Annotated in this window: 19 protein-coding genes and 1 pseudogene; 4 read left to right on the top strand and 16 right to left on the bottom strand. The window is 60.4% G+C overall.

Going from position 1 to position 22,766, the window contains the following annotated elements; genetic code table 11:
- Positions 1-4: 4 nt before the first annotated feature.
- Positions 5-679 (bottom strand): coiled-coil domain-containing protein, encoded by a 675-nt coding sequence (locus NKI66_RS15765; protein WP_031212622.1) that lies wholly within the window; start codon positions 677-679, stop codon positions 5-7.
- A 902-nt stretch (positions 680-1,581) separates the two neighbouring features.
- On the opposite strand from NKI66_RS15765, the gene NKI66_RS15760 reads away from it, so the two are divergent.
- Positions 1,582-4,488: a glycosyltransferase gene (locus NKI66_RS15760; protein ID WP_352752191.1), complete on the top strand. Its 2,907-nt coding sequence runs from the start codon at positions 1,582-1,584 to the stop codon at positions 4,486-4,488.
- A 158-nt stretch (positions 4,489-4,646) separates the two neighbouring features.
- A pseudogene (locus NKI66_RS15755) lies at positions 4,647-4,814 on the top strand (IS1595 family transposase); the annotation flags it as partial.
- 93 nt (positions 4,815-4,907) lie between these two features.
- Here the strand turns inward: NKI66_RS15755 and NKI66_RS15750 are convergent.
- Together NKI66_RS15750 and NKI66_RS15745 are read right to left on the bottom strand one after the other, a co-directional pair.
- Positions 4,908-5,990 carry a RelA/SpoT domain-containing protein gene (locus NKI66_RS15750; protein ID WP_352752189.1) on the bottom strand — a complete coding sequence of 361 codons (1,083 nt, stop codon included), beginning with the start codon at positions 5,988-5,990 and terminating at the stop codon, positions 4,908-4,910.
- Positions 5,991-6,398: 408 nt separating this feature from the next.
- Positions 6,399-6,779 carry a type 2 periplasmic-binding domain-containing protein gene (locus tag NKI66_RS15745; protein WP_352752187.1) on the bottom strand — a complete coding sequence of 127 codons (381 nt, stop codon included), beginning with the start codon at positions 6,777-6,779 and terminating at the stop codon, positions 6,399-6,401.
- Positions 6,780-6,790: 11 nt separating this feature from the next.
- On the opposite strand from NKI66_RS15745, the gene NKI66_RS15740 reads away from it, so the two are divergent.
- Together NKI66_RS15740 and NKI66_RS15735 are read left to right on the top strand one after the other, a co-directional pair.
- On the top strand, positions 6,791-7,267 hold the full coding sequence (locus tag NKI66_RS15740; protein WP_348629834.1) for a UvrD-helicase domain-containing protein: 477 nt from the start codon (positions 6,791-6,793) through the stop codon (positions 7,265-7,267).
- A 632-nt stretch (positions 7,268-7,899) separates the two neighbouring features.
- The gene (locus NKI66_RS15735; RefSeq protein WP_352752185.1) at positions 7,900-8,379 is read left to right on the top strand and encodes a tyrosine-type recombinase/integrase; all 480 of its coding nucleotides are present in this window, start codon (positions 7,900-7,902) and stop codon (positions 8,377-8,379) included.
- Between the two features lie 401 nt (positions 8,380-8,780).
- On the opposite strand, the gene NKI66_RS15730 is transcribed toward NKI66_RS15735, so the two are convergent.
- The 13 genes from NKI66_RS15730 to metC all read right to left on the bottom strand — a co-directional run bounded on the left by NKI66_RS15730 (position 8,781) and on the right by metC (position 22,508).
- Entirely contained in the window at positions 8,781-11,078 is a 2,298-nt protein-coding gene (locus NKI66_RS15730; protein WP_352752183.1) for a molybdopterin-dependent oxidoreductase, read from the bottom strand.
- On the bottom strand, positions 11,075-11,953 hold the full coding sequence (locus NKI66_RS15725) for a nitrilase-related carbon-nitrogen hydrolase (RefSeq protein ID WP_352752181.1): 879 nt from the start codon (positions 11,951-11,953) through the stop codon (positions 11,075-11,077). Before NKI66_RS15725 ends, NKI66_RS15730 begins: the two co-directional genes overlap by 4 nt.
- Positions 11,940-12,959 (bottom strand): M14 family metallopeptidase, encoded by a 1,020-nt coding sequence (locus NKI66_RS15720; RefSeq protein ID WP_352752179.1) that lies wholly within the window; start codon positions 12,957-12,959, stop codon positions 11,940-11,942. Before NKI66_RS15720 ends, NKI66_RS15725 begins: the two co-directional genes overlap by 14 nt.
- A 26-nt stretch (positions 12,960-12,985) precedes the next feature.
- A complete protein-coding gene (locus NKI66_RS15715; RefSeq protein WP_352752177.1) occupies positions 12,986-13,798 on the bottom strand; it encodes an IclR family transcriptional regulator in 813 nt (270 codons plus the stop codon).
- Positions 13,799-13,837: 39 nt separating this feature from the next.
- Complete coding sequence (locus NKI66_RS15710) at positions 13,838-14,443, bottom strand: DUF1989 domain-containing protein (RefSeq protein ID WP_352752175.1); 606 nt, start codon at positions 14,441-14,443, stop codon at positions 13,838-13,840.
- Complete coding sequence (locus NKI66_RS15705) at positions 14,440-15,195, bottom strand: ABC transporter ATP-binding protein (protein ID WP_352752173.1); 756 nt, start codon at positions 15,193-15,195, stop codon at positions 14,440-14,442. The genes NKI66_RS15710 and NKI66_RS15705 overlap by 4 nt, the downstream gene beginning before the upstream one ends.
- Positions 15,185-15,991 carry an ABC transporter ATP-binding protein gene (locus tag NKI66_RS15700; protein ID WP_352752171.1) on the bottom strand — a complete coding sequence of 269 codons (807 nt, stop codon included), beginning with the start codon at positions 15,989-15,991 and terminating at the stop codon, positions 15,185-15,187. Before NKI66_RS15700 ends, NKI66_RS15705 begins: the two co-directional genes overlap by 11 nt.
- Positions 15,991-16,980 (bottom strand): branched-chain amino acid ABC transporter permease, encoded by a 990-nt coding sequence (locus tag NKI66_RS15695; RefSeq protein ID WP_352752169.1) that lies wholly within the window; start codon positions 16,978-16,980, stop codon positions 15,991-15,993. Before NKI66_RS15695 ends, NKI66_RS15700 begins: the two co-directional genes overlap by 1 nt.
- A gap of 2 nt (positions 16,981-16,982) precedes the next feature.
- A complete protein-coding gene (locus tag NKI66_RS15690; protein WP_352752167.1) occupies positions 16,983-17,849 on the bottom strand; it encodes a branched-chain amino acid ABC transporter permease in 867 nt (288 codons plus the stop codon).
- 34 nt (positions 17,850-17,883) lie between these two features.
- Complete coding sequence (locus NKI66_RS15685; RefSeq protein ID WP_352752165.1) at positions 17,884-19,026, bottom strand: ABC transporter substrate-binding protein; 1,143 nt, start codon at positions 19,024-19,026, stop codon at positions 17,884-17,886.
- Positions 19,027-19,119: 93 nt separating this feature from the next.
- On the bottom strand, positions 19,120-20,757 hold the full coding sequence (locus NKI66_RS15680; RefSeq protein WP_352752163.1) for a rhodanese-like domain-containing protein: 1,638 nt from the start codon (positions 20,755-20,757) through the stop codon (positions 19,120-19,122).
- Positions 20,758-20,767: 10 nt separating this feature from the next.
- Positions 20,768-21,349 carry a cysteine dioxygenase family protein gene (locus NKI66_RS15675; RefSeq protein ID WP_352752161.1) on the bottom strand — a complete coding sequence of 194 codons (582 nt, stop codon included), beginning with the start codon at positions 21,347-21,349 and terminating at the stop codon, positions 20,768-20,770.
- A complete protein-coding gene (gene metC / locus NKI66_RS15670; RefSeq protein ID WP_352752159.1) occupies positions 21,333-22,508 on the bottom strand; it encodes a cystathionine beta-lyase in 1,176 nt (391 codons plus the stop codon). The genes NKI66_RS15675 and metC overlap by 17 nt, the downstream gene beginning before the upstream one ends.
- Positions 22,509-22,766: the final 258 nt, after the last annotated feature.

Here is a 22,766-nt window from a genome sequence, read left to right as displayed (position 1 = left end):
CCCATCAACTCACTTTCCAGCTACGATCCGAGTTGCCCTTGCTGCCGACGGGATCCTGATTCAGACATTTCGCAACCTCTACAAACAGGCCAGCCAAAAGATTTCGGTCGGTCTTAACGTTGCTGAGATCGGCAAACATTTTCTCGATCAGCATCTGAACGCCTTCATTCTTCTGCTTAATTTCCTCACGCAACAAATGATCGTTTCGATTTATCCGGTCCGAAACGTCCCGCTCAAGCGCGCTCAATTGATCCGACAACGCACGCACCTGCTTTTCAAGTGCCTGGTTTTGCTCGCGAAGATTCCGGTCAATCTCCTTGTCGGCATCGGCTCGTGAGTCTTTTTCGTTCCGCAATTGCGCCGCGAGCGAATCGATCTGCTTCTTTGCATTTGACTCGTACATCTCAAGATTGCGCTTGGCTTCGGATTCGACATCCTTGAAGCGCTGCAACACCCGTTCTTCAAGCTTGGAAAAACGGCGGTCATAGTCCTGCATCTGGTTGCCGAACAGCAGATCGCGTATCTTGTCGACACCTACGGCGTCGCCGGCGCCCCCGTTTTCGCGAACCTGGGCCGCCATGAAGTTCAGCCCGCTTCCGTCTGCATTACCGATCAAATTTGCGTCCGCCTTGTTTGCGGAGGAAACGGCACTCGAAGTACTCGAAGATTCCTTGGCCATCCTTATACCCCTCTATTTGAACCACCTGCCACAGTGCAGAGACCCATAAACAGGTGAAGATGCCAGCAAAATCCGCGACCTGCAAGCCGGAATCTTCTTGGCGCAAGCCAATTTGCGTGCTCTTTTTACACGTCTTGGACCGGCCGAAAAAGCACCAGTACCGCTAGGTGTTGCTCTCGCCCCTCTCTGCGATAGCAACCATAGCCGTTTAATCTAATTGGTTATCGAGCGAAATCTACTATGAAGCCGAGTGATACAATGGCATTATGTATATCTATTTAGACAGATGTAAGTAATGAGTTTTCATTAGAAATTGCTAAAATAGCTGTTCCAGCGGGCAGCATATTGGCTCTCGCTCCGCTATATACTGCCACCATCAGCTTCCGGCGCGAGCTCAACAGTAGAAGGAGAATCTTCTTTTCACACGCGGAATCGCCGATCAAGAATGCAGCCCGGAATCGAGGTGTTTCGGTCGATAGGAGAGAGCAATAGGTCCCAATAGCTGGCAGTCATTCAACCAAAGCTTCAGTGGGCTTGCATTGTTGCGTCGTCGATTGCAAAGGACGGCAGTTTGCCATAGCCAGGCCAGGGACCGCAGCTTGTGGTCATGGCGCCGAGTTCAGGGATCGACATGAGTATGCGGCATGCTTGGCTTTGACGTGCATCTGCGACAGCCGGCGTCCGATCTCGGCGGCACGGATGAAATGCTGCGCCAGGCTTCTAACGTCGCTAGCAGGACAGGAGCAAGCTCGCACTGCAGCCAAATGGCGGCGCGACGGCTCGGAAGAGTTCACGGGAGACTGTTTGGATGCAGCATCCTCGGTGACCGTTTCCTTTGGCGGGAAATCGCCGGCTATGTCTCGGGGCTCTTGTACCTTCGAACCAGGCTTGGGTAAGACGGCATGGCGCATAATCCATTGGTTTCAATCGTGGTTCCTGCGCACAACGCAGAGGTGACGCTGGCGCGCGCACTCGATTGCCTTCTCGATCAGGAAATCGTGGATTGGGAGGCGATCATCGTCGACGACGCCTCCACGGACCGCACCCCCGCGATCATTGCCAGTTATGTGGAACAAGATTCCCGATTTCGGACGTTGAATTCTTGCGCCCGTGGCCCCGCCGGCGCGCGCAATAGCGGGATTTCGACGGCGCGCGGCCACTGGCTCATGTTTCTGGATGCGCACGATTGGGTAGACGCCAGCTTCCTCGCGAAAATGCTAGCCGCACTGGAGGCTGCGCCCGATTCAGTGGCCGCCTATTGCGGCTCCCAATGCGTGATGCCCGATGGCGAACTTATCTGGTTGAGCATCTCGTCAGAGGTTGCGATCCAGCCCTTTGAAACATTTGCCCGCCGGTGTGCCATCGCCACCCACGCGCTGCTGCTCGACCGGGAGACAATCGTCGAGTTGGGCGGTTTCGATGTGTCGCTGCGTACATGCGAGGACTGGGATCTGTGGCAGCGCCTCGCCCGTCTCGGCAGAAATTGGGTAATGGTCGACGAGCCGCTCGCCTTCTACCGGGCTAGCCCCAACTCGCTCACCCGCAATTCATCTCAGATGCTGGCCGACGCGGAAATCGTCATCGCCCGTGGCTTCTCTGCCGACTCCAGAGTCAAACACCCGGTGACTATCCACGCCAACGGAGCGAACTCGGCGGATGGCCGCACCGCTTCCGAAGCACTCGCGTGGTTCGCATTTTGGAACGCCGCGTCGGATTGCGGCGGCGGCTCGGGCTCGATCAACCCGCAGTCCCTGCGCGCGCTTCCGGCCGGACGCAAGTGGGCGAGTGAGATCGCCAAGGTAGCCATCAACGGCCTTGCGGTGGGAAGCCTGTCTGTGCCGGCGCAACTGGCTGCCAGGTGGGGAAGGTTCGGCCGCGCCATCACCGAGTTGATTACCGAACTCAGCAAGGTCTGGGACAATCCCGCAGCGGCTCGCCGCATCCAGTATCAGCTTGAGCAAATGCTTCTCGACGCCGACGATCTTGGCGCGCCGCGCAGGCTGGCGCGAACACTTGGAATCCGCGTCGACGCTCGAAATCCGACCTCGACCGAACTGCCGGAAGGAATCGACCAAATCTATGCCTACCTGATGATGGATGGCCACATCGAGGCCGTCGTACAATTCGGCGTGCTCGGGACAGTGACAAGGGATCATTGGATTGAACTGATCCGGAATTTCGCACCGCAAAAGGAGGCTGGCGCCAACACTCCGAACACGCTTCCAGCCCGGGTATTGTCAGGCACAGCCGAACGCGAGCCTGATCCGGACAGCCATTTCGGCAAACTCGCGAGATTGGCTGCGCAAGCGCGGGAGTTGGTCCGGTCGAGCGCCGAACCTGCGGAGCCTTCTGCCGCGCCGCGCCGTGCACGGCCCAGGCACGACGAGAATCGCACGTTGTTCTGGAATGGCTATTTCACGACCGAGGATCCCTGGAACTACGGTTCGTCCTATGAGCAGGAAAAATATGAGCGGCAACTCGAGATTCTGCCTGCGGGTCCCATCGGACGGGCACTTGAGCTCGCCTGCGCGGAGGGCCACTTCACGCGGCAGCTGGCGCCGCGAGTGGGCCATCTGACCGCAACCGACATCTCCGCCATAGCCGTGGGACGGGCCCGCGCGCGATGCAGCGATCAGCCGAACGTCGAATTCGGCGTACTGGATTTCTCCGCAGACACGCTGCCGGGTGAAATGGATCTGATCTTCTGTTCGGAAGTGCTCTACTATCTGGATGATCTCGCCGAGTTGCGGCGCATTGCCAAAAAATTCGCAGAGGCGTTGGCGCCTGGCGGCAGTTTCATCAGCGCCCACGCATTCGTGCTGCGTGACAATGTTGAAAGGACGGGCTTCGACTGGAACACATTCGGGGCACAAGCGATCTCAGAGGCGCTCGCAGCGACCGAAGGTCTCGTCCTCGAGCAGTCGATCCAGACCGAGCTCTATCGCATAGACCGCTTCCGCCGCCTGTCACCGCACGATGTAGTGACGGAACCGAGGATTGATCATGCGCCGATCCGCGCGCCCATCGGACTCGGGGTCGCCCGAAATATCGTCTGGGGCGGGGCGCGGGCCTTGCGCCGCGACGTCGCGCGCAGCGAGCGGCGGCCACGTATCCCTGTCCTCATGTACCACAGCGTCGCCGAAGAAGGTCCGGCTGCCCTCGCCCGTTTTCGGCTAACGCCCGCCGCATTCGCCAGCCAGATGGCATGGCTGCGCGCCAATGGCTTTCACGCGACCACGTCCGAGCAACTGGAACGGTCCATCGCCAACCGTCAGCCTTTCGCTGGCCGCCCAGTGCTCATCACCTTCGATGACGGCTTCCAGAATTTTGCCGACCAAGCCTGGCCAACCTTGCGCGCGAACGACCTGACCGCGGAAGTGTTCCTGGTGACTGACCTGGTGGGTGAAAGCGCGCAGTGGGATGCCGAAAACGGTCCGCCGACGCAGCTTATGGATGCCGGGACGGTGCGGCGGCTCGCCGCCGAAGGTGCGTTCTTCGGAAGCCATCTCGCGACGCATCGCGCGATCGATGGTCTGTCGAGCTCTGACTTGGCCGCCGAACTGCTGCGCTCTCGTATGTTCATCGAACGTTGGACCGGTCGGCCAACCTCGGCGTTCGCGGCACCCTTCTCTGTCACCGACCGACGGCTCGGCAGACTGGCCAAGGAGTCCGGCTATCGGATCGGCTTCGGCAGCAGACACGGGCCGGCGGACCTTAATTGCGATCCCATCGATCTTCCACGCATCGAGATTCGCGGGGATCGCTCGCTCGACGACTTTGTCGCCACCGTCGAGGCCATGCTCGATTAAACGGTGAACTTTGTCACGGTCATCGGTCCCGCTCACGTGCGCAAGATCGACGAAACGCTCCGCACTCGCCAGACTGCTGCGATCGCCCGATGTCACCCCGAGATCGGAATGACCTGCCCCGGCGGCTGAGTAAACACTGCCAAAATACCCGGCGCATCAGCATCTTCAAGCGCGGCATGCGTGGCACCTATCAGCCTTGCGCAAAAAAGCATCTGCACCGCGACCTCTCCGAATATGACTTCCGCCATAATTCACGCGTAGCCCCTGGCATGAACGACGATGCACGGGCCGGTCGCAGCCTCGATGGTATCGTCGGCAAGCGCCTCGCCTCGGGTTACTTCACACGGAAGCGAGCGACGGCGCTTAAGCCGAACCATAATAGGGCCTTTCGTAGGGTTCGGAGCTACCACCTGTGCAGGCTAACTGTATTCGATAGCCGCTTTTCCCGTGCAGATGGATTTCAGATTACGAGCAAATAAGTAAACGTCTCCGAAGTAATTCGGATACATTTCCACAAGCTTTTCTTTCTTATCTACCTCGACCAAGACAGCCTTCACCTCACTGCCCCTTAGCTCGATTTTTTGCTCGATCTCTTTCAGTTTTCGCGCACCTAATATAAGCGCCCAGAACGGCTCGATGGACAATTTATGATCTTTTCCATATTGAAGCAAATAGTATCGAGTTTTGGCTGCTTTATGTACGAAGTTTTCTGGGCAGTGAGTAGTATTATTGATTTTCTCTAGTATGCCGATCGCATCTATACGCTTGTTGAGATCCCGCAATTCTCGAACCCGGTCATTGTGATCCGGAACACTTACATGAACGGGGCACTGCTCAACGTGCGCGAATTCCGCCGACATAAGCTGGAAAAGGCGAAGCCAATCCTGGTCGCCCTCTCCGTGCTTCAAATCCTGGCCCCGGAATAGCCCGACAGCCTCAACCGCAGTTGCCCATGAGTGCTGAAGCTTGGTACGAACTTGCAACTCGATGCGTCGTCCGTCGAAAGCCTCGGTGTCGGCATCTCTGGGTCGGTATTTGAAAACAATATGGTGACTTCGATACCCGTCCGGCTTCGGCTCATCGATATAGTTAAACTCCCTAGAGTGGATCTCATGGGGGAACTTGTCTCGCATCGATGCGAGAAGCGAGCGAACACCTCTGATATCGGCCATGATCGCTCGGCAACCGCCGATGTCGTTCATGGTGTCCAAATTGGTGGTGGACTCTCGAAGCTTCCGACGAATGGATGCCATGCGCTTCGGCCGGGATGCCATGTCGCCCTCCAGTCGCAGGGCTCTTATGTGATGACCGACAGAGAACCGAACGCTGCGCATCGGCAGAAAGTGCGAGTCGCGCCAGCTATTGGCGATTGAGAAGATTTCGAGTGCGTCCACATACTGGCCGACAGTGATGTCTCGTCCGAACTGAATAGGTTTTGCCAGCCGGTCGCCTGCCTTGCGAACGGCTTTCATGCTGTAGGCAAGGCGCGGGTACTCAGTCATTGGAGCCAAGAAATCAAGATAGCCCGCCTCATTCTGGACTGGCCGGACTATCGCAGGGGAATCAGATCCCAAGAGTCATATCCGTTTGGGTAAGCGAAGTACCATAGCGCGCGACATCGGATCTCCGCGAGCGATCGTCTCGGCCGTATCTGCCTAGATCGCGCCCCTGGACATGACGCGGACGTAGATGCCGTCACGGTCAGCCAGCTTATAGTTCTTTTCAGTGCTTTAAGGGCGACGCCGACAACATAGCAATTGCCTCCTGAAAGATACCTCAGGACAATCGAAGGCTTCATGGCAGGAAATTGCCTTTTCTCCATCGCATTGGGCATTAAAAAGCACCACCGTGAGCCTTATTGCTCTGATGGTGGTACCTAGAAATCCGGGTGGGCGATATGCGAAGGTTCATCAAAGCCAATCGACGTTTGAGTGGGCCTGAATCATTCCCACTTGATTGTTCATGTCGGCGACGATCAGCGTCGGTGGCGGCAGTTCATCGAGGATTGGTCTTCGAACGATCTCCTCCCCATCGGCGGTGGCGCGACCGATAGGCCGCATGTTGAGGACGGCCATGCCGAAGCCGGATGCGACGGCCGAGCGCACCGTTTCGTAAGAGCGCGTGCGAAAGCGCACCTCCGGCCGTTTCGCCAGCTCCTCGATCGGCTCTCGAACGCGTGAGGACGATGCTGGGAAATCTTCCTGAATGATCCGTGCGGAACATTGGAAACCTTCGGACGGGTTCGTTCTGGAGCCCAATGCCCTAGAGGCAGCAACAGAGACCGAAGCCAACCTAGCGCTCACTGCCGGACCGGGAGCCGGCAAGACGGAGATGCTCGCAACGCGCCGACTTTCTCCTGCGGACGCGAAGCTGCAGATACCCAAAGCGTATCCTTGCGATCTCCTTCAAGGTCGATGCCAGCACGAACCTCAAGGCGCGCGTAAGGCGCCGGTGCGGCCACCAGCTTGGGGAACGCTTCGACAGCTTCACATTCCATCGCTTCGTGCTCCGCATAATCCAGCAGTTCCGCCTCGCGCTCACCGGGCAGGACGTACTGGCTGCGGACTTCTCCGTCGGGCCGGCTCGCATCCAGGGCCAGTCGATTACATTCAGGGACATGATCCCTCTTGCGAAGACGATCGTCGAGGGCAGCGTGATCGCGCGGAACGCGCTGAGGAAACATACAGCCAGGTATTCTTGGACGAGTTCCAGGACTGCACCGATCTCCAGTACGGCCTCATTAAGGCCTGTTTCCTTGGAACCGGCGCGCAACTCGTAGGGGATGTCATGGAAAGACAGTCTATCGCTATCGTGCAAAGGGAATGCCTGAAATCCGCCTCCCCGGTCAGCCCGGCGATCCGGAATTCGAGGCTGCCTATGAAAGGGCAACGCAGGGCCAGGGCCTCAAGGCAGCTATTATCGACCTACCCGGTCGGGCGTTGCCAAAGACATTCGGTCATGCTGCGCGGCGGCTTGAAGCGACGATGGAATGGCTGGACTTTGACGAAGCGACGCAGCGGAAGAATGCCCGTCTTATTGAACGCTTCCTTCGGATGCAGGTCGATCCTGCCTGTCCGCTAACTTGGCGCGATACGCCCGTCGAACATCTCGACGCCGACCATCTGCGTTCGATTATAGAAAGCGTCTTTGCCGCCACAGGACGGTTGCCAAGCACCTGCTGGTCGCAATCAAGAAGCTCTTGTGGGTGGGGATCGAAATTGAGAAATGGATCAAACCGCAGAACGAATCCTCACTGTCGATCCACGTCCGGATTCCTAATCGACCGCCAATCCCGCGTGGCGGGTCCCCATTCGGGAAAAGTTCGAGGCGCGCCATCCGATTGGCTCCCCGCCCCGCACCTGCTACGCGCTCGCGTTCTGGCTCGGCAACCGTCGAGGCGATATCGCCTCGTTGGAATGGGACGATTTGGTTTTCGAGGAGATCGAACTGTTCGACGGGGCTCTAGAGGTGATCGAGGCCTTCGATTTCCGGCAGAAGAAAACCGCAACCATCACGGCGGGCGCGAGATGTTTATTGGCGCCGCTTGATCGTTCGAAAGGCGGCACGGTGCTGAAGAATGCCTATGGGCACCCATTCGCGGAAAAGAGCCTCACCGGCATGATGGCACATTGGCACAAGCAGGCCGGCATTCCGGAGGGCTACACTCTGCACGGGCTACGCCGTACCTTCGGCACGTATCTCGCCGAATGCAACATCCAAGCGCGTGCTATCATAGAGGCGATGGGGCATTCTTCCATGACGGTGACGGACGAATATGTCCGAGAGGCCAACAAGAAGCGAATGGCTGTCGACATAGCCCGCGCCATCAATGAGCGCGAGGCCAAACGCGATGCGATGAAGCAGCGAGCGGCCCTGCGCGTCGTCAAGTAAGTGAAATCAACCGACCATGCGCAGCGTGGCCATATCAGCGGCCCTTTTTTTGGGGCCCACAATGGGTCCAAAACGTTTTGGACCGACGCATATTTTGATCAATAGACTCAATGGTTATGGTGGTGGTGGCAGTCAGGAGCGAACCAGTCTCTCCCATTTTCCCTGATTAGGCACAAAAAACAGCGACTTTCGGGCGTTTTTCGACTGCGAGAGGGAAACTGTATGGAACTCGCGCTGCAGATTCAATCGCTTATCGGAGAATTCCCTACACGTATTAACAGGGAAGTCATTGTCGGCAAGCAGGGAATTTGAGCGCGAAGGTGCAACCTGAAGATGGGTTTTGCGAGGTAAAGTGACAGAGCCCGCAGCGAGCCAGCCAATGGATGGCGGCAACTCGTACTCTAGTGAAGCTCGGGCATCTGGAAATGGCCTGGCTCCCGATCGCCCGCCAATTTTTTTATCTCGACGAGAGCAGACTGGGCTGAGGGGCCTTGACCAAGGAATGATGTCCCCTCATCCCGTGTCAGCATGTTCGGATTGCCATGAAGATCAAGGGCGCCCGGTCTTGCATAGGCCTCTGGATGATACCACGCGCCTGAGGCAAGTTGCACAACCCCGGCCATGATGTCTTGAGATAGCACCGCGCCGGCGAGGCAAGCACCCCGGTCATTGAACACGCGCACTGTGTCACCGTTCTGGATTCCACGTGCTGCGGCATCACTGATGTTGATAAGGATTGGCTCACGCCCGGCTATTTTTGAAGCCCGGCTCAGCTTTGCGTCGTCGAGCTGGCTGTGAAGTCGAGTCGAAGGCTGATTAGAAATCATATGAAGCGGGAAACGCTCGGCGGCCTTTGCCGAGTGCCATTCCTTCGGCGGCAACCAGACCGGATGGCCAGGGCAATTGTCATAGCCGTAGCCCGCAATCGTCTCACTGAAAATTTCTATGCGTCCTGATGGCGTTCGAAGCGGGTTGGCCATGGGGTCGGCACGGAAATCGCCGAACAGGATGAAGTCGTCCTCCGGCGACGGCACCTCGACAAAGCCTTCCCTCCAGAATTTTGAAAACTCAGGCAACTCTACATTGTGCACCCGAGCCTTCGAGCGACATCCGTCGTAAGCATGCTCGATCCACCCACGAATATCGCGACCCTCCGTGAACTGCTCCTGGAAGCCAAGCCGGCCGGCCAGGTCACTGAAGATGTCGTAGTCGTTGCGCGCTTGGCCAACGGGTTCAATCAGTTGCGGCATCGCGACGATGAAGCGATCGCGGGGTGATGCTCCGACATCATCCCGTTCAAAGGTGGTCGTCGCCGGCAATACGATGTCCGCTTGGCGCGCCGTCGCCGTCCACCAGACCTCATGCACGATGATTGTTTCTGGCCTGTTCCAGGCTTCGACCAGACGGTTGATGTCCTGATGGTGATGGAACGGATTGCCGCCCGCCCAATAAACGAGCTTGATATCAGGGAAGGTTATCGTCTTGCCGTTGAATGGGATTGTCCTGCCCGGCTGAAGCAGAAGATCCGCCATTCGGGCCACTGGAATTGCCAGACCCAGCGGGTTCTTGCCAGACTCCATCGCCGGAGAGCTGGTCGGCCGACGCGGCGTACCCATCCCGTTGATCGACCCATAGCCGAAGCCGAAGCCGCCGCCCGGCAGTCCGACCTGGCCAAGCATCGCGGCCAAAGCGATGAGTGCCCAGTAAGGTTGTTCGCCATGGTCGGCGCGCTGCAATGACCAGGTTGCTGAAAGCATCGTGCGGGCGTCGGCCATGCGCAGCGCTAGACCAGAAATCCTGTCCGCATCAATGCCGGTGAGGCCGGAGGCCCAGGCCGCGGATTTCGGCGTGCCATCCGTGAGACCGAGAACATAGTCGCGGAACCGCCCGTAACCGACCGTGTATCTGTCCAGGAAGGCGAGGTCGACACGTTCGTTGACAATCAGGGTGTGCGCAAACGCCAGCATGAGAGCGGTATCGGCGCCCGGCCTGATCGGCAGCCACTCGGCACCGAGCCAATCACTGAAATCGCGTTTGAGAGGACTGATCGAGACGAACTCGACACCTGCCTCCCGCGCCTGTTTGAGCCAGCCCGGACTTTCGTGGTTGCCGGCGCCTCCGGTGGTGATGAGCATGTTCTTTTCGGCCGCGCCGCCGAACAGAACCATGAGCTTCGTGTTCTTGATGATGCTCGGCCAGTCGGTGACAGGCCCTGCAACGGCTTCGATGCCGCCCACAATGTGCGGCAGCAGCACTGCCGCCGCACCCCAGCTGTAATTGGTCACCTGATCGACGCAACCGCCGAACCCGTACAGGAAACGATGGACAAGCGTGCGGGCGTGATTGATCCGCCCTGCGCTCGACCACCCATACGAGCCGCCGAAGATCGCTTTGTTGCCGTGCTTTTCCTTCACGCCGCGCAGTTGCCGCGAGACCAGCTGAAGCGCCTCCTCCCAGCTCACCGCAACAAACGGCTCGGCTCCGCGCCGCCGGGACAGGTCGCCTGGCCCTCTCAGCAGATAACCCTCGCGCACCATCGGCTGCGCTACGCGCGAGGCGGCATGCACGGCGCTCGGAACGGACTGGATCAGAGCCGATGGGTGGCTGTCGTGGCCGAAGGGCGAGACAGAATCGATCCGGCCGTCCTTCAGGTTCGCTTCGAATGTTCCCCAATGCGCGTGGCTCAGCCTACGGCTCATTGCGCCCGATCGCCTCCGGTGCCGAGCGTTACGACCTCGCTTCGGTAGAGTTCGTCACGGCGTGTATCCATGTGGCTCTGCACCATGGTGCGGGTCAGTGCCGAGTCAGGCCATTCCGCAAGGAGACAGTCGTCGCTGCTTGCCCCAGCCGGACCTGCCAGAAGCCGGCCATTGGGCCCGACGATGAAGCTTTGCCCTAGGAAACGTACGCCGCCCTCTTCGCCGGTGCGGTCAGCGCAGGCGATGGTGATTTCATTGCTGCAGGCGGCGGCCATCGCCAAGTGCATCGCCATCGGAGCGACGTTTGGGGCATCCTGGGACTGACGTGGCGGGACGGACCAGTTGCTCGGTGAGGCGACAAGCGTTGCACCGCTTGCTGCCAAGGCGCGGGTCACCTCCGGAAACCAGAGATCGTAGCAGACTGCCAGTCCCACTCTCCCCCAGGGCGTGTCGATGCAAGCGAGTTGATCGCCGAGATCGAAAAGGCTCTTCTCGCGGCCAAAGACATGCGCCTTGCGATAGCGCGAAACAGCCCCGTCAGGGGTGGCGATGACGGCGGTGTTGTAAAGCTGTTCTCCATCCCGCTCCGCCATCCCGGCGATCAGATAGATGTTCAGGCGCAGGGCAATCTCGCACCACGCCTTTACGCTCGTGCCGTCGATGGTCTCGGCGATCGCGAGCAGCTGGGACCGGTCAGGAAACACCAGCCCCGTCGTGCAGCATTCCGGCAGGATCACGATCGAGGCGCCGCGCCGCGCCGCTTCATCGATCTTTACCAGGGACAAAGCGAGATTTGCGGCGACCGTGCCATGCACTGGCGCGTATTGGCTCACGGCAACGATCGGTCGCGTGCCGCCTCCTTCAGGCTGCGACATCTGTATCGCTCCATTCAGTAGCCAGGAAGGCGACGCGATCGCCCGAATGCACGACGGGGTCGCGCCTTACCGCGATCACCCAGCTGTCTGTCTCGACCGCGATGTCCTCGATGACATCACCAAACAGGTTGCGGATGCTACCGATGCTGCCGCCAGCTTTGACAGCTGTTCCAGGCAGTACCTTCGGTTCGAACAGGCCGCCGGCCTTCGCCAGCCGGTGGGCGCGCCTGGTCACCCGCCTTATCTGGCGGGCGACCGGGTCCGACGATGTGGCCAGGATGCCGATCTTGCCAGCCAGCCGCATGAGACCGGCGACGCCATGTTCGACGTGATCCTCCTGCAGCCGGCCGCCGCCGCCAAGCTCGACCATGAAAGCGATCGCTCCCAGCGAAAGCGACTGGTAATCCAACGCGCCGCCGATGTTTCCCGGCAACTCGCCTGACGCGTTGGCGACGGGCATGCGGCAGGCAACCGTGGGCTCAAAACACGCTATGTGCGCCAGCAATTCGGCTTCTGAGACCCGCGCTTCCGGATGGACCTTGTAGACGGCGTAGGGCGCGGCATCGAATGGCGTGCCAAGCGTGTGGATGTTGATCACCACATCGGCGGACTTGCCGAAACGATCGAAAAGGGCCGCCGCGGCGCGCTCGGTCGCAAAACCGTTCGCCCGGCCGGGAAAACTCTGATCCATGTCGATGCTGTCGATCAGGGCCGTCTTGCGCCGCTCGTCGAAGGCCAGCACGTTGGCAACCGGTGTCACCACGACGCTGCCGGTCATCACGAACGGGTCGAGCCGATCGAAAAACCGCTGTGCGGCAAACACACCATTGATTTCGTCACCGTGTACGGCGGCATTCACCCACAGACAGGGTCCGTCACCCTGGCCGCGCTTGACCAGATAGGGAATGCAGATCTCGCGCCCGCTTGCGGTGGTGCCCGCACTGATCGTGCCGCGTTCGGTAATGGGCGCAACAAATGGCTGCGACTGAGGGACACGCTCGTTCATGCTTTGATCCGTCTATCTCGCGGTTGTCAGACTGGCGCGGCCGACCTTGCCAGAGCAGGCTTGGGTGAAGCGCTGGCAGAGCCGAACGGGTAGTCGGCGGCGCCGCATTTGATCGACAGCGTTCGCGCTTCTTCGTGCAGCAACGCGATCAGTGAATCCGTCTCCTCCTCAGCAAAGAACCGGTCGGGAATGATGAGGCCGAGGGCAGCGACGGTGTCGTTCGAGCGCCCCAGCACCGGAACGGCAATCGCAGACAATCCAGGAGCGCTCTCCCCTCGGGTCAGCGACACGCCGCTGTCTCTTGTCTCCTCGACCTGGCGCCGAAACACCTCGGGATCCGTCACGGTGGAAGGCGTGATCGGATCAAGGCGACGATTGGCGACAAACGCCTCGAAGCCAGCCGGTGTGAGACCCGCCAGCAGGACCTTGCCGGCCGACGTCGCATGGAATGGCAGTCTGTTGCCGACGCGCCAGCGCCCGTCGATATAGTGCGGGCCTTCAACAGCGAGGATGTGCAAGATGAGATCGCCGCGCATCACGCTGAGCGTTGTCGAATGGCCGGTTCGCTCGACGATCTGTCGCAACACCGGAAAGGCGGCATGCGCCAGCGGCTGCGATTTGATGTAGTTGGAGCCGAGCTCAAACGCGGCAAGGCCAACGCGATAGCGGCGCGTCTGTTCGTCCTGCTCCAGAAATCCGTTGGCGCGAAAATCGGCGAGCAGCCGCGATACCTTGCTTTTCGGCAGGGCCGTCGCTTCGGCGATTTCCGTGACCGAAAGCGTCTGTTCCTCGGTTTCGAACAGCTTGAGCAGTTTGAGCGCTGTATCGAGCGTTTTCATCTTTGATGGCTGCCTCCGGTTTCGAACATGCTGACGCTTTCAGTTCAGGATCTGGAACGCGGCGTCAGTCGGCATCTTGCCCGCGCCATTGACCGTCTGGATGTCCTGCGGACAAGCCGAAATGACCATCAGCAGATCCGCCTTCACGTCGAAGAGAACATGGTCGCCCGGCCGTGAGACCGGAGGCTCGCGGGTGATGACGCCTGCGCCTGACACCGGAAAGTTCATGAACAGGTTGAGCGGTCCGGGTGTGAAGGCCAACTGCTTGCCAACGCTTGCCAACGCGGCGTGGAAGTTGTCGTTGCAATTGTCGTGGTAGCCTTCGTATTTCAGCCGCTCATAGGTCTTCCGGCTGCAGCAGCACATCAACGTGTCATGGATGCCAGGCGACGTGTCCTCGATCACCGTGAGCATCGGGGTGAACAGGTTGCTCACATAGGTGTCGCCGGTAGCCGGTATGATGCGGCTGGTCGATGATCGCGTATGCTCCATCGACATGTACTCCTTCATGTCATTGAGAGCGAAGGCCCAGGTGTCAAGCACCTGCGACCCGTGCGTGTTGATGATCTTCAGCCGGCTCCCGCGACGCACCTCGAAGGCAATGCCTTTGCGGGCCGGGATGACAGTTGTTTCGGCATGGCTCATGTCTCGCTCCATATGTCTGTCGTCTCAACCACCGGCTCGCCGCCGAGGAAGGCAGCCTTGATACGGGGATCATGCATGACGTCGCTGGCGGGGCCGTCTGCGAATTTGCGGCCGAGTTCCAGGACGATCGCGCGGTCCGAGATCATCAGCGATCCGAACACATTCTGTTCCGCCATGATGACAGTCACGCCTTTGCCCCGGATCGAATTCACCGTCTCGAACACCTCCGACTGCATCCTCGGTGAAAGGCCCAGTGACGGCTCATCGAGCAGAAGAAGCCTGGGGCTGTTTTCAAGCACCATCGCCGTTTCAAGGATCTGCTGTTCGCCGCCGCTCAGATTGCCGGCAAGCTGGCGCCATTTGCGGCGCAGCATCGGGAAGAGTTCGATCACGCTCTCGATCGCGGCCGACGCCCTTGTCCGCGGCAGAAGGTATGCGCCCATCTCCAGGTTTTCATGAACGGTCATCTGGGGAAAGTTGCACCGCCCCTGGGGCACGATGCCGATACCGGTCTTGAGCCTTGCAGCGGGCGACAGTCCCTCAACGGACTTGCCCTCGAAGGTCAGCTTTCCGGAGAAGTGTTTGTTGAGGCCGAAAATGGATTTGAGCAGCGTCGATTTCCCGGCGCCATTGCCGCCGATCAGGCTGGTCACCGAACCGGTGGGAAAGACCGCGGAGAAGTCGCGCACGATCGGATGATCGAGATAGCCGACCGACCAGTCTCTGATTTCGAGTGCGATGTCACTGGCCATGGAATGCTAGCTCCATCGCTACGGCGTCGGCCTTGCCAAGATAGGCGTGCAGCACACGCTCGTCCTCCTTGATGAGGGACGGCGGCCCCTCGGCGAGCTTTCGACCCTGCTCCATCACCACCACCCGGGAACAGTGTTCCATGATGAACTGAACGTTGTGCTCTACTATGATGAATGTCTGACCGTCGCCGTTGAGTGACTGGATGAGGCCGGCGATCCTCCTGATGACCGTCGGGTTAACGCCAGCCAGCGGCTCGTCGAGAATGACGATCTTCGGATTGGACATCAGGGCCATCGCCAGCGCGAGCAGCTTCTTTTGCCCGTAGGACAGGAACGCGGCCGGGAAGGCCGACATCGTCGCCAGCCCCACCAGATGGATCAGCTCGCGGCCGCGCTCGCTGGCCCGACGCTCGGCACCGCGGCAGGCCTGCGTGCCGGCCAGCGCCTGCCACCAAGCGACGCCGTCATAGGCCTGGCGCGCGATCAGCACATTTTCCATGAGTGTCAGCCGGTCATAGACGCGCACATTCTGGAACGTTCGGGAAAGGCCTGCCTGGGCGATCTGCTCGGCGCGCGCGCCAGTCAGCCGCTTCCCGTCAAGCAACACGGAGCCTTGGTCCGCCCTCGTGAAGCCGGTGATACAGTCGATGGAGGTGCTCTTGCCCGATCCGTTTGGTCCGATCAGGCCCAGGATCTCGCCCCGCTCGACCACGAATGTCAGGTCATCGACCGCCCTGATGCCGGAAAATGATTTGCTCAGGCCCTCAACCGAGAGAAGTGGCTGCTGTGACGGCATTATTCGGTCCTCCTCAGCATACGGTTTCGGCGATCGGCCAGATATCCGCCCAGCCCCTGGGGCATGAACTGGATGGTTATGACCAGCACAAGTCCAAACAGGATCATGCGCAGTTCCGGTGCCAGGCGCAGCAGTTCGGGCAGGGCGGTGAAGACAAAGCTCATCAACAGCACGAACCAGAAGTGACCGGCGCCACCGACAATGACGATGATCAACATCATCTGCGCATAGTAGATGTCGAAGATGCCGGGATCGACGATGCCGAGCTTGAAGACGTAGAGCGCGCCGGCGAGGCCGCCGATGAGAGCCGAAAGAGCGAAGGCCGACAGCTGGTGAAGGAAGACGGAAATCCCTTGCGATCGCGCCAGATTCTCATCGAGGTTGACCGCGACGAACGCCCTGCCGAGGCGCGATCGAAGAAGCCACCAGGTCGCCGCGACGACCAGAGCACCGCAGCCGAGCGCGATCCAATAGAACCCTGATGCCGTGTTGCCATCAAGCAGGATCGTATCGCCCAGGCGAACCTGTGGCGACGGCAAGCCAGGAATGCCCATGGCGCCGCGAGTCAAAGATGTCCAGCTGCGCGCGAGCAGTTGCAGAAGCAGGCTGAAGCTGAGCGTGATGACCACGAACGCATCGCGCGACACGCGTAGCGCAGCAAGCCCGCCGACAAGCGAGGTGACAACGCAGACGGCACCCGCGCAGCCAATCGCCGTCCACGTCGAAAAGCCGTGATCGGTGACCAGTAGAGCCGATACATAGGCCCCAAGGCCCCAGAACCCGACCTGCGCGAACGACAGCAGGCCGGCATAGCCATAGACCACATTGAGGCCGGTGCTGGCGACGGCGAAGAAGATGGCAAGCGTCGCGATGCCGGTGATGTAGTCCGATGGCGACCAGAGTGGCAGCGTAAGCAGGATGACGGCACCTGCCGACAATCCAAGCCGGCGCAAGGGAGGCCAGGGCGAATTCATGCTGGCGGCGGCCATGCTCATATCCTGACCCCTTTGCCGAAAAGACCCATCGGCCGGAACTGCAGCATCGCGATCATCACCAGGAACACGGCCGCATCCTGCAGCGACGCCGACCCGAGGCCACCGGCCAGGCTTTCGGACACGCCAATAATCAGGCTGGCGACGACGGCGCCCGGCAGATGCCCGAGACCGCCGATGATGACGATCGCGAAAGCCTTGAACAGGATTGGCGCGCCCATCAGCGGATGGACTGTAAAGACTGGCGCCAGCACCGCACCGGCAAGCCCTGCCAGAGCCGTCCCGATCACGACCGCATGACCGGCGATGACCGTGGGCCGCATGCCAACGACGAGAGCGGCCTCGCGATTTTGCGACAGCGCCCGGATCGCCATGCCGAACCGCGTCCGTGTCAGTACGAGATGCAGTGTGGTGATCGAAACGATAGCGAAACCGACAGCGATCGCCTTGACCATCTCCACCCGCAACCCCAGGAAAGTAATGTCCTGGAAGCTGAACTCGGTGTCGACGATTTGCGGCGTGGCGCCGTAGAAGTAGATCAGCGCATTCTGGACAACGATGCCGATGCCGAGCGTCAGGATGATGCCGCGCTCGAACTCACCCTTTCGGATATGCCGCAGGAAAAGCACGTAGAGGAGATAGCCGAACGCGGCGACGCCGAGCGCCGACACAAACGCCGCCGGCAGGAAGCCGAACCCGAAATGGCCAACCAGCAACGCCAGGGCTAGTGCGCCGAGCGTATAGATCTGCCCGTGCGCGAAGTTGACGATTTCCAGAACCCCGAAAATCAGCGACAGGCCGACCCCGATGAGCGCGTAGATCGCGCCCATCACCAGGCCGTTTAGAATGAGTGTCGAGACAAGCATGACAACCTCGTTCGCGAAAAGGACCGTGGCCCGATCAGGTGTTGAACAGCCCTTTGACGACCACCTTGCTGTTCTCGATCTGCAGAATCACCGCCGAAGGATGGGCCTGGTGATGATCATCGAATTTCAGCACATCGCCCAGCGTCGCCTTGAAGGACGCACTCTCCAGCGCATCACGGATCTTGCCGGGCTCGGCCGACTTCGCCCGCTCGATCGCGTCGGCAACCAGCCTGATGGCCGTATAGCCCTCATAGCTTTGGGCATTCGGCACCTCGCCAAACTTCTTGCGGAACCGCTCGACAAAGGCTGTGTTGTCGCCGACCGTGATCTGCTCGGAATAAGGGAACACGCTCGTCGCGCCGTTGATCGCACCGCTTTCGACAACGCCTTCCTGCAGCTCCGAGAATTCGACGCGCCCTGTCAGCGGGATGGTCAGACCGGAGGCGCGGTACTGCCGCAGGAAGTTCAGTTCGTCTGCTCCATTGAGGTAGACGGCGATAGCGTCCGGCTTGTCCGAGCCCATGCGGGCCAGAAAGGCCGAGAAGTCCTGTGTGTCGCGGCCAAAGAAGTCGCCACTGCCAACCTCGACGCCGTTCTTCTCGAGCACGGTCTTCAGGGCGGCATGACCACCACGGCCGTAATCAGTGTCCTCGCCGGCGAAGGCAACTTTCTTGATCTTGCCGTCGGCGATCAGATAGCGGGCGAGGCCGATTGCCAGTTCCTGGTCGGACGGGTTGATGCGGAACGTCCATTTGTTGCCGCCGACACCCGCCAGTTCGGTGATTTTCGGCGAGGTTGACGTCTCGACCACCAGCGGGATGCCTGCCTTTTCGATGATCGGCATGATGCTCAGCGTGGCCGAGCTGCAGAGCGCGCCGACGATGGCAGCAACCTTGCCGACACTGATCAGCTGTTCGGCGCTGGCGGCGCCTTGTGTGGGGTTGCACTGGTTGTCCTGGACGGAGAGTTGAAGCTGTTGGCCTATGGTGCCGCCGGCAGCATTGATTTCCTCGATCGCGAGCTCCGCGCCCCAGCGCTGATGCTGGCCGAGATAGGCCGCGCCGCCAGTCTGTGGACTGCTGAGCCCGATCATGATGGGATCGGCGACGGCCAGCTGAGTCCCCAGCGCCAGGGCGGCCAGGGCAGCCGCAATTCGGATGGATGTCTGCAAGGTCATGTCTTATTCCCCTATTTTAGTGTTGCAAATAGCGCAACTGTTTTTCAGTTTATAGGCACGCTTTGATCACCCTCAAGCTGAGGGTTTCTGTTTTCATCCCGCGTTGGAAAGTCGTTTTTCGCTTTGTCGAGGCGTTGCGAACGATTCCGTTCGCGTCGGCAGGCAACGGCTCAGTTCAAGTTTCTCGGCGGCGTCGAGGCGGCCAACCAGACCCGTTTCCCAGGACAGGTAGCGACGAGCCGCCTCAAGGTTCCCGCTGTGACGGTCGTGGGTGAAAAAGACGAAATCCAGCGCCTGAGCATCCGATGGCTGCTCCGGTGTCGAAACCACCTCGAAGCCCGCTTCGCGCCAGCTGGCAGCGGTGCCCGAGAGCTCGGCCAGATTGGAAAACCCTTCTGCCCTGAGATCCGAGGCGACGAGTGCCAAGACGTCGCTGTCGTCGGCGCATAACACGACCAGCGCCGCGTTCCCGACATGTTTCAGCCGCTCGCTGAGCTGATGCCTGAGTGCCCATTGAGCGCCTGAAATGTGAGCCGAGCGATATGCCATGCTCGGCCTGACGTCGAGGACGATGGCATCGCGCGGCAGCGGAACCGGCGCGCGCGGCAGGTCCGGCGTCGCAGGGAGCAGAGGAGGTGGCGAGACAATGTCGCCCCATGCGTCTTCCGCGGCTGCCAGCACGTGGCAGTCGAGCCCCATCATCTTCAGATAACGCGCAACAACCACGGCCCGCAGGCCGGTATCGTCGGCCAGAACGATCCGCGCCCGGCGCACCGCGACCCACTGGTCGGTCGACTGGATAAGCTGGCCGCCTGCGGCGTGCGTGGCGCCATCGATGTGATGGCTGTGAAACTCGGCATCGCCGCGCACGTCAAGGAGATAGGTAGTCCGGAGCCCGTCGCCGAGCCAGGCATTCACCGTCGCGACATCGACAAACGGCACTTGCCACGCCTCGCCAAGCGTCCTCGCCCTGGCCCGCATCGTCGTCCGGCTTGCCTCGTCTGGTACCGCCTCGGCAGCCCGTTCCGATCCGCATTCGAGGTCGAGACCGGCAAGTGTCCAGCCCTGGGTCCCGTTCTCCAGCGCGAAGACGGGATTGGGAAAGCCGAGGTCACGAAGGATCTGGGCGCCGATAATGGATCTGGTGCGACCCGCGCAATGAACCACCACCGGAATCTGCGGATCCGGGATAATGGCGTTCGCCCGATAGGCAAGGTCGCCGTTGGGCAGACAGATGCTGCCTGGAATGTTCATCCGGCGATGTTCCTCGCGCGGTCGCCCGTCAAGCAGGACGAGTCTCCTGCCCTCCTGCTGCCAGCGATTGAGCTCTTCGGGAGAAACATGTGGTACCGAGAATGCTTCCTCGACCAGTTCACCGAACGCCTTGCTGGGAACGAAGACGCCCTCGAAAAGAGACAGGCCCGCCCGTTGCCAACCGGCCGCTCCGCCATCGAGAAAAGACACATTCTGATAGCCGAGGAGCAGGGCGATTTCCGCGGCGCGTTCGGCTCGCTGCGAATAGCCGTCATCCATGAAAACCAGGCGGCAGGCCGTTGAAGGTGCCAGGACCGGCAGTCCGGCTTCAAGCAGGCCAAACGGCAACGACGTTGCAAACAGGGGATGGCCAGAGGCGAATTCTCCCGCCTCGCGAACATCGAGCAGGGCAAGCTCCTGCCCGTCGGACAGCCACGCCTTCGCCTTGGAAGCACTAATGGGTGAGGGAAATCGCATCCTGTCTGCCCTATTTCTTCGTCGCGACAGCCATCTTCATCGGCTTTGCCTCACCCGCCTCGAGATCAAACATCAGACGCTCGCTGAGCGTCTCGAGCGCCTTCCCGTAGAAATGCAGATGCCTGATCGGCTGTTCGCCCCGGATCTCCACCGAGTGGATGTCGTCCGCCAGGAGCGCTATGCCGCTGCCCGGCCGCACGTCGACCTCACCAGTTAAGCGCAGCGTCGCGGGTCCGGCGCCGGTGCGTCCGTCGGTGCGCTCGTAAAGTGTGTTGTGCTCGGCACCCTCGACGGCGGCGATGCAGGCCCAGGTCGTGTGATTGTGGGGCGGTATCCGGTTTCCTGGCCGCATCACATTGAGATAGAGCGTGAAGCTGTCATCGGGATCGGTCGCGATCAGATAGCGGGCCTGCCGTTCCCCGGCATCGGGATCGGGATAACGATCGGGACCCCAGCGCCCCGGCAGACTCGCGGCCCGCTCGATGACCGCGAGGACATCGGCCAGACTGCCGCGGTTCGCGCCATCACGCTCGATACGCGTCTTTGCCTCGGCAACGAGTGCCTGGACTTCACCGTCAACGATGCTGGACATTGCGTTTCCTTTCGTCATGGCAGTTGGCTTCGTGCAGCACGTCAAGGCCGCGCTGAAGGTCATCGAGAAGATCGTCGGGATCCTCGAGGCCGATGTGAAGCCGCAGCAGCGGACCTTTCCAGTGTTGTTCGCTGGTTATGCGTACCGGTTTCGAAGGAAGGATCAGGCTCTCGAAACCGCCCCAGCTGGAGCCGATGCCAAACAGCTCCAGGGAGTCGATGAAGGCGCGGACCGTATCAGGGCTGGTGTCCACCAGTTCAACGCCAAACAGCCCCGTCGCTCCCGAGAAATCCCGGCTCCAGATAGTGTGCGAGCTGTCGGTCTCAAGGGCTGGATAGAGCACTCTCTCGACGGCGGGATGCCCCTTTAGCGACCCGGCTATCGTCTTCGCGCTCTCTTGGTGCTGGCGCAACCTGGCGCCCAGCGAGCGCAGCCCTCGCAAGGCAAGCCAGCATTCATCCGGCCCGGCAAGCACGCCGTGTCCGGCTGCCCAGTCCCTGATCCGCGGCAAGTGGCGTTCGTTCGCCACCGCCACACCCAGCATCGCATCCGAGTGCCCGACGATGTACTTCGTCGCCGCGTGGATCGCGACATGGGCGCCAAGGTCCAGCGGCCGGTGGAAGAAGGGCGTCGCCCAAGTGTTGTCGACAACGATGGCGATGTCGGGCGAACGGCAAGCGGCCGCGATCGCCGGAATGTCCTGGACCTCGAAGGTCAGGCTGCCTGGCGACTCGCAATAGACCACCCGAGTTTGCGGTCGCACCAGATCGCCAATGGACGCGCCGATGCCGGGAGCGAAGAACGTGACGTCAATCCCGTTGCGGCGAAGCTCGGTTTCGCAGAAATTTCGCGCCGGGCCGTACACCGCGTCAGTGACCAGCAGATGGTCTCCCGGGTTAAGCAGGGATTTCAGCGCGCCGGCAATTGCAGCCAGGCCTGACGGATAGAGAACGGCTCCATCCGCACCTTCAATTTCGGCCATCGCCTCGGCGAGCGCGAACGACGTCTGCGTGCCATAACGGCCATAGCGCAACGCGCCAAATTTGCTTGCCCGGGAACGTTCGTAAGCACCGATGTCAGGATAGAGCACCGTCGAGGCTCGGACCACTGGCGTGTTCACGACACCGCCGAAATCGGCTGGATGGCGGCCGGCATGCACCAGCCGCGTATCCCGTTTCAGCTTCGGGGACCGCATCGTCTAGCCCGCCTTCTTTGCATGTGTCGGCAGCGCCCGGCCCGGGACAACGCTTGCCGGATGCCCACCCGCTGCGGACACAATAACGACCGGCACAAATCCGTTGAGCCTGGCGACCAGCGCCCGCAAGATTTTCAGCAATGTCTTCTCCCAATCGTTGCACTATTTGCAACTTAATTGCATTATATACAAAAACCGTTTTGCGTGTCAAGACCGATGGCG

Source organism: Mesorhizobium sp. M0518, assembly GCF_040321125.1.
Classification (GTDB): Bacteria; Pseudomonadota; Alphaproteobacteria; order Rhizobiales; family Rhizobiaceae; genus Mesorhizobium.
The sequence above is the reverse complement of the archived record's forward strand: the minus strand, read 5'-3'. Positions and strand labels throughout refer to the sequence as shown.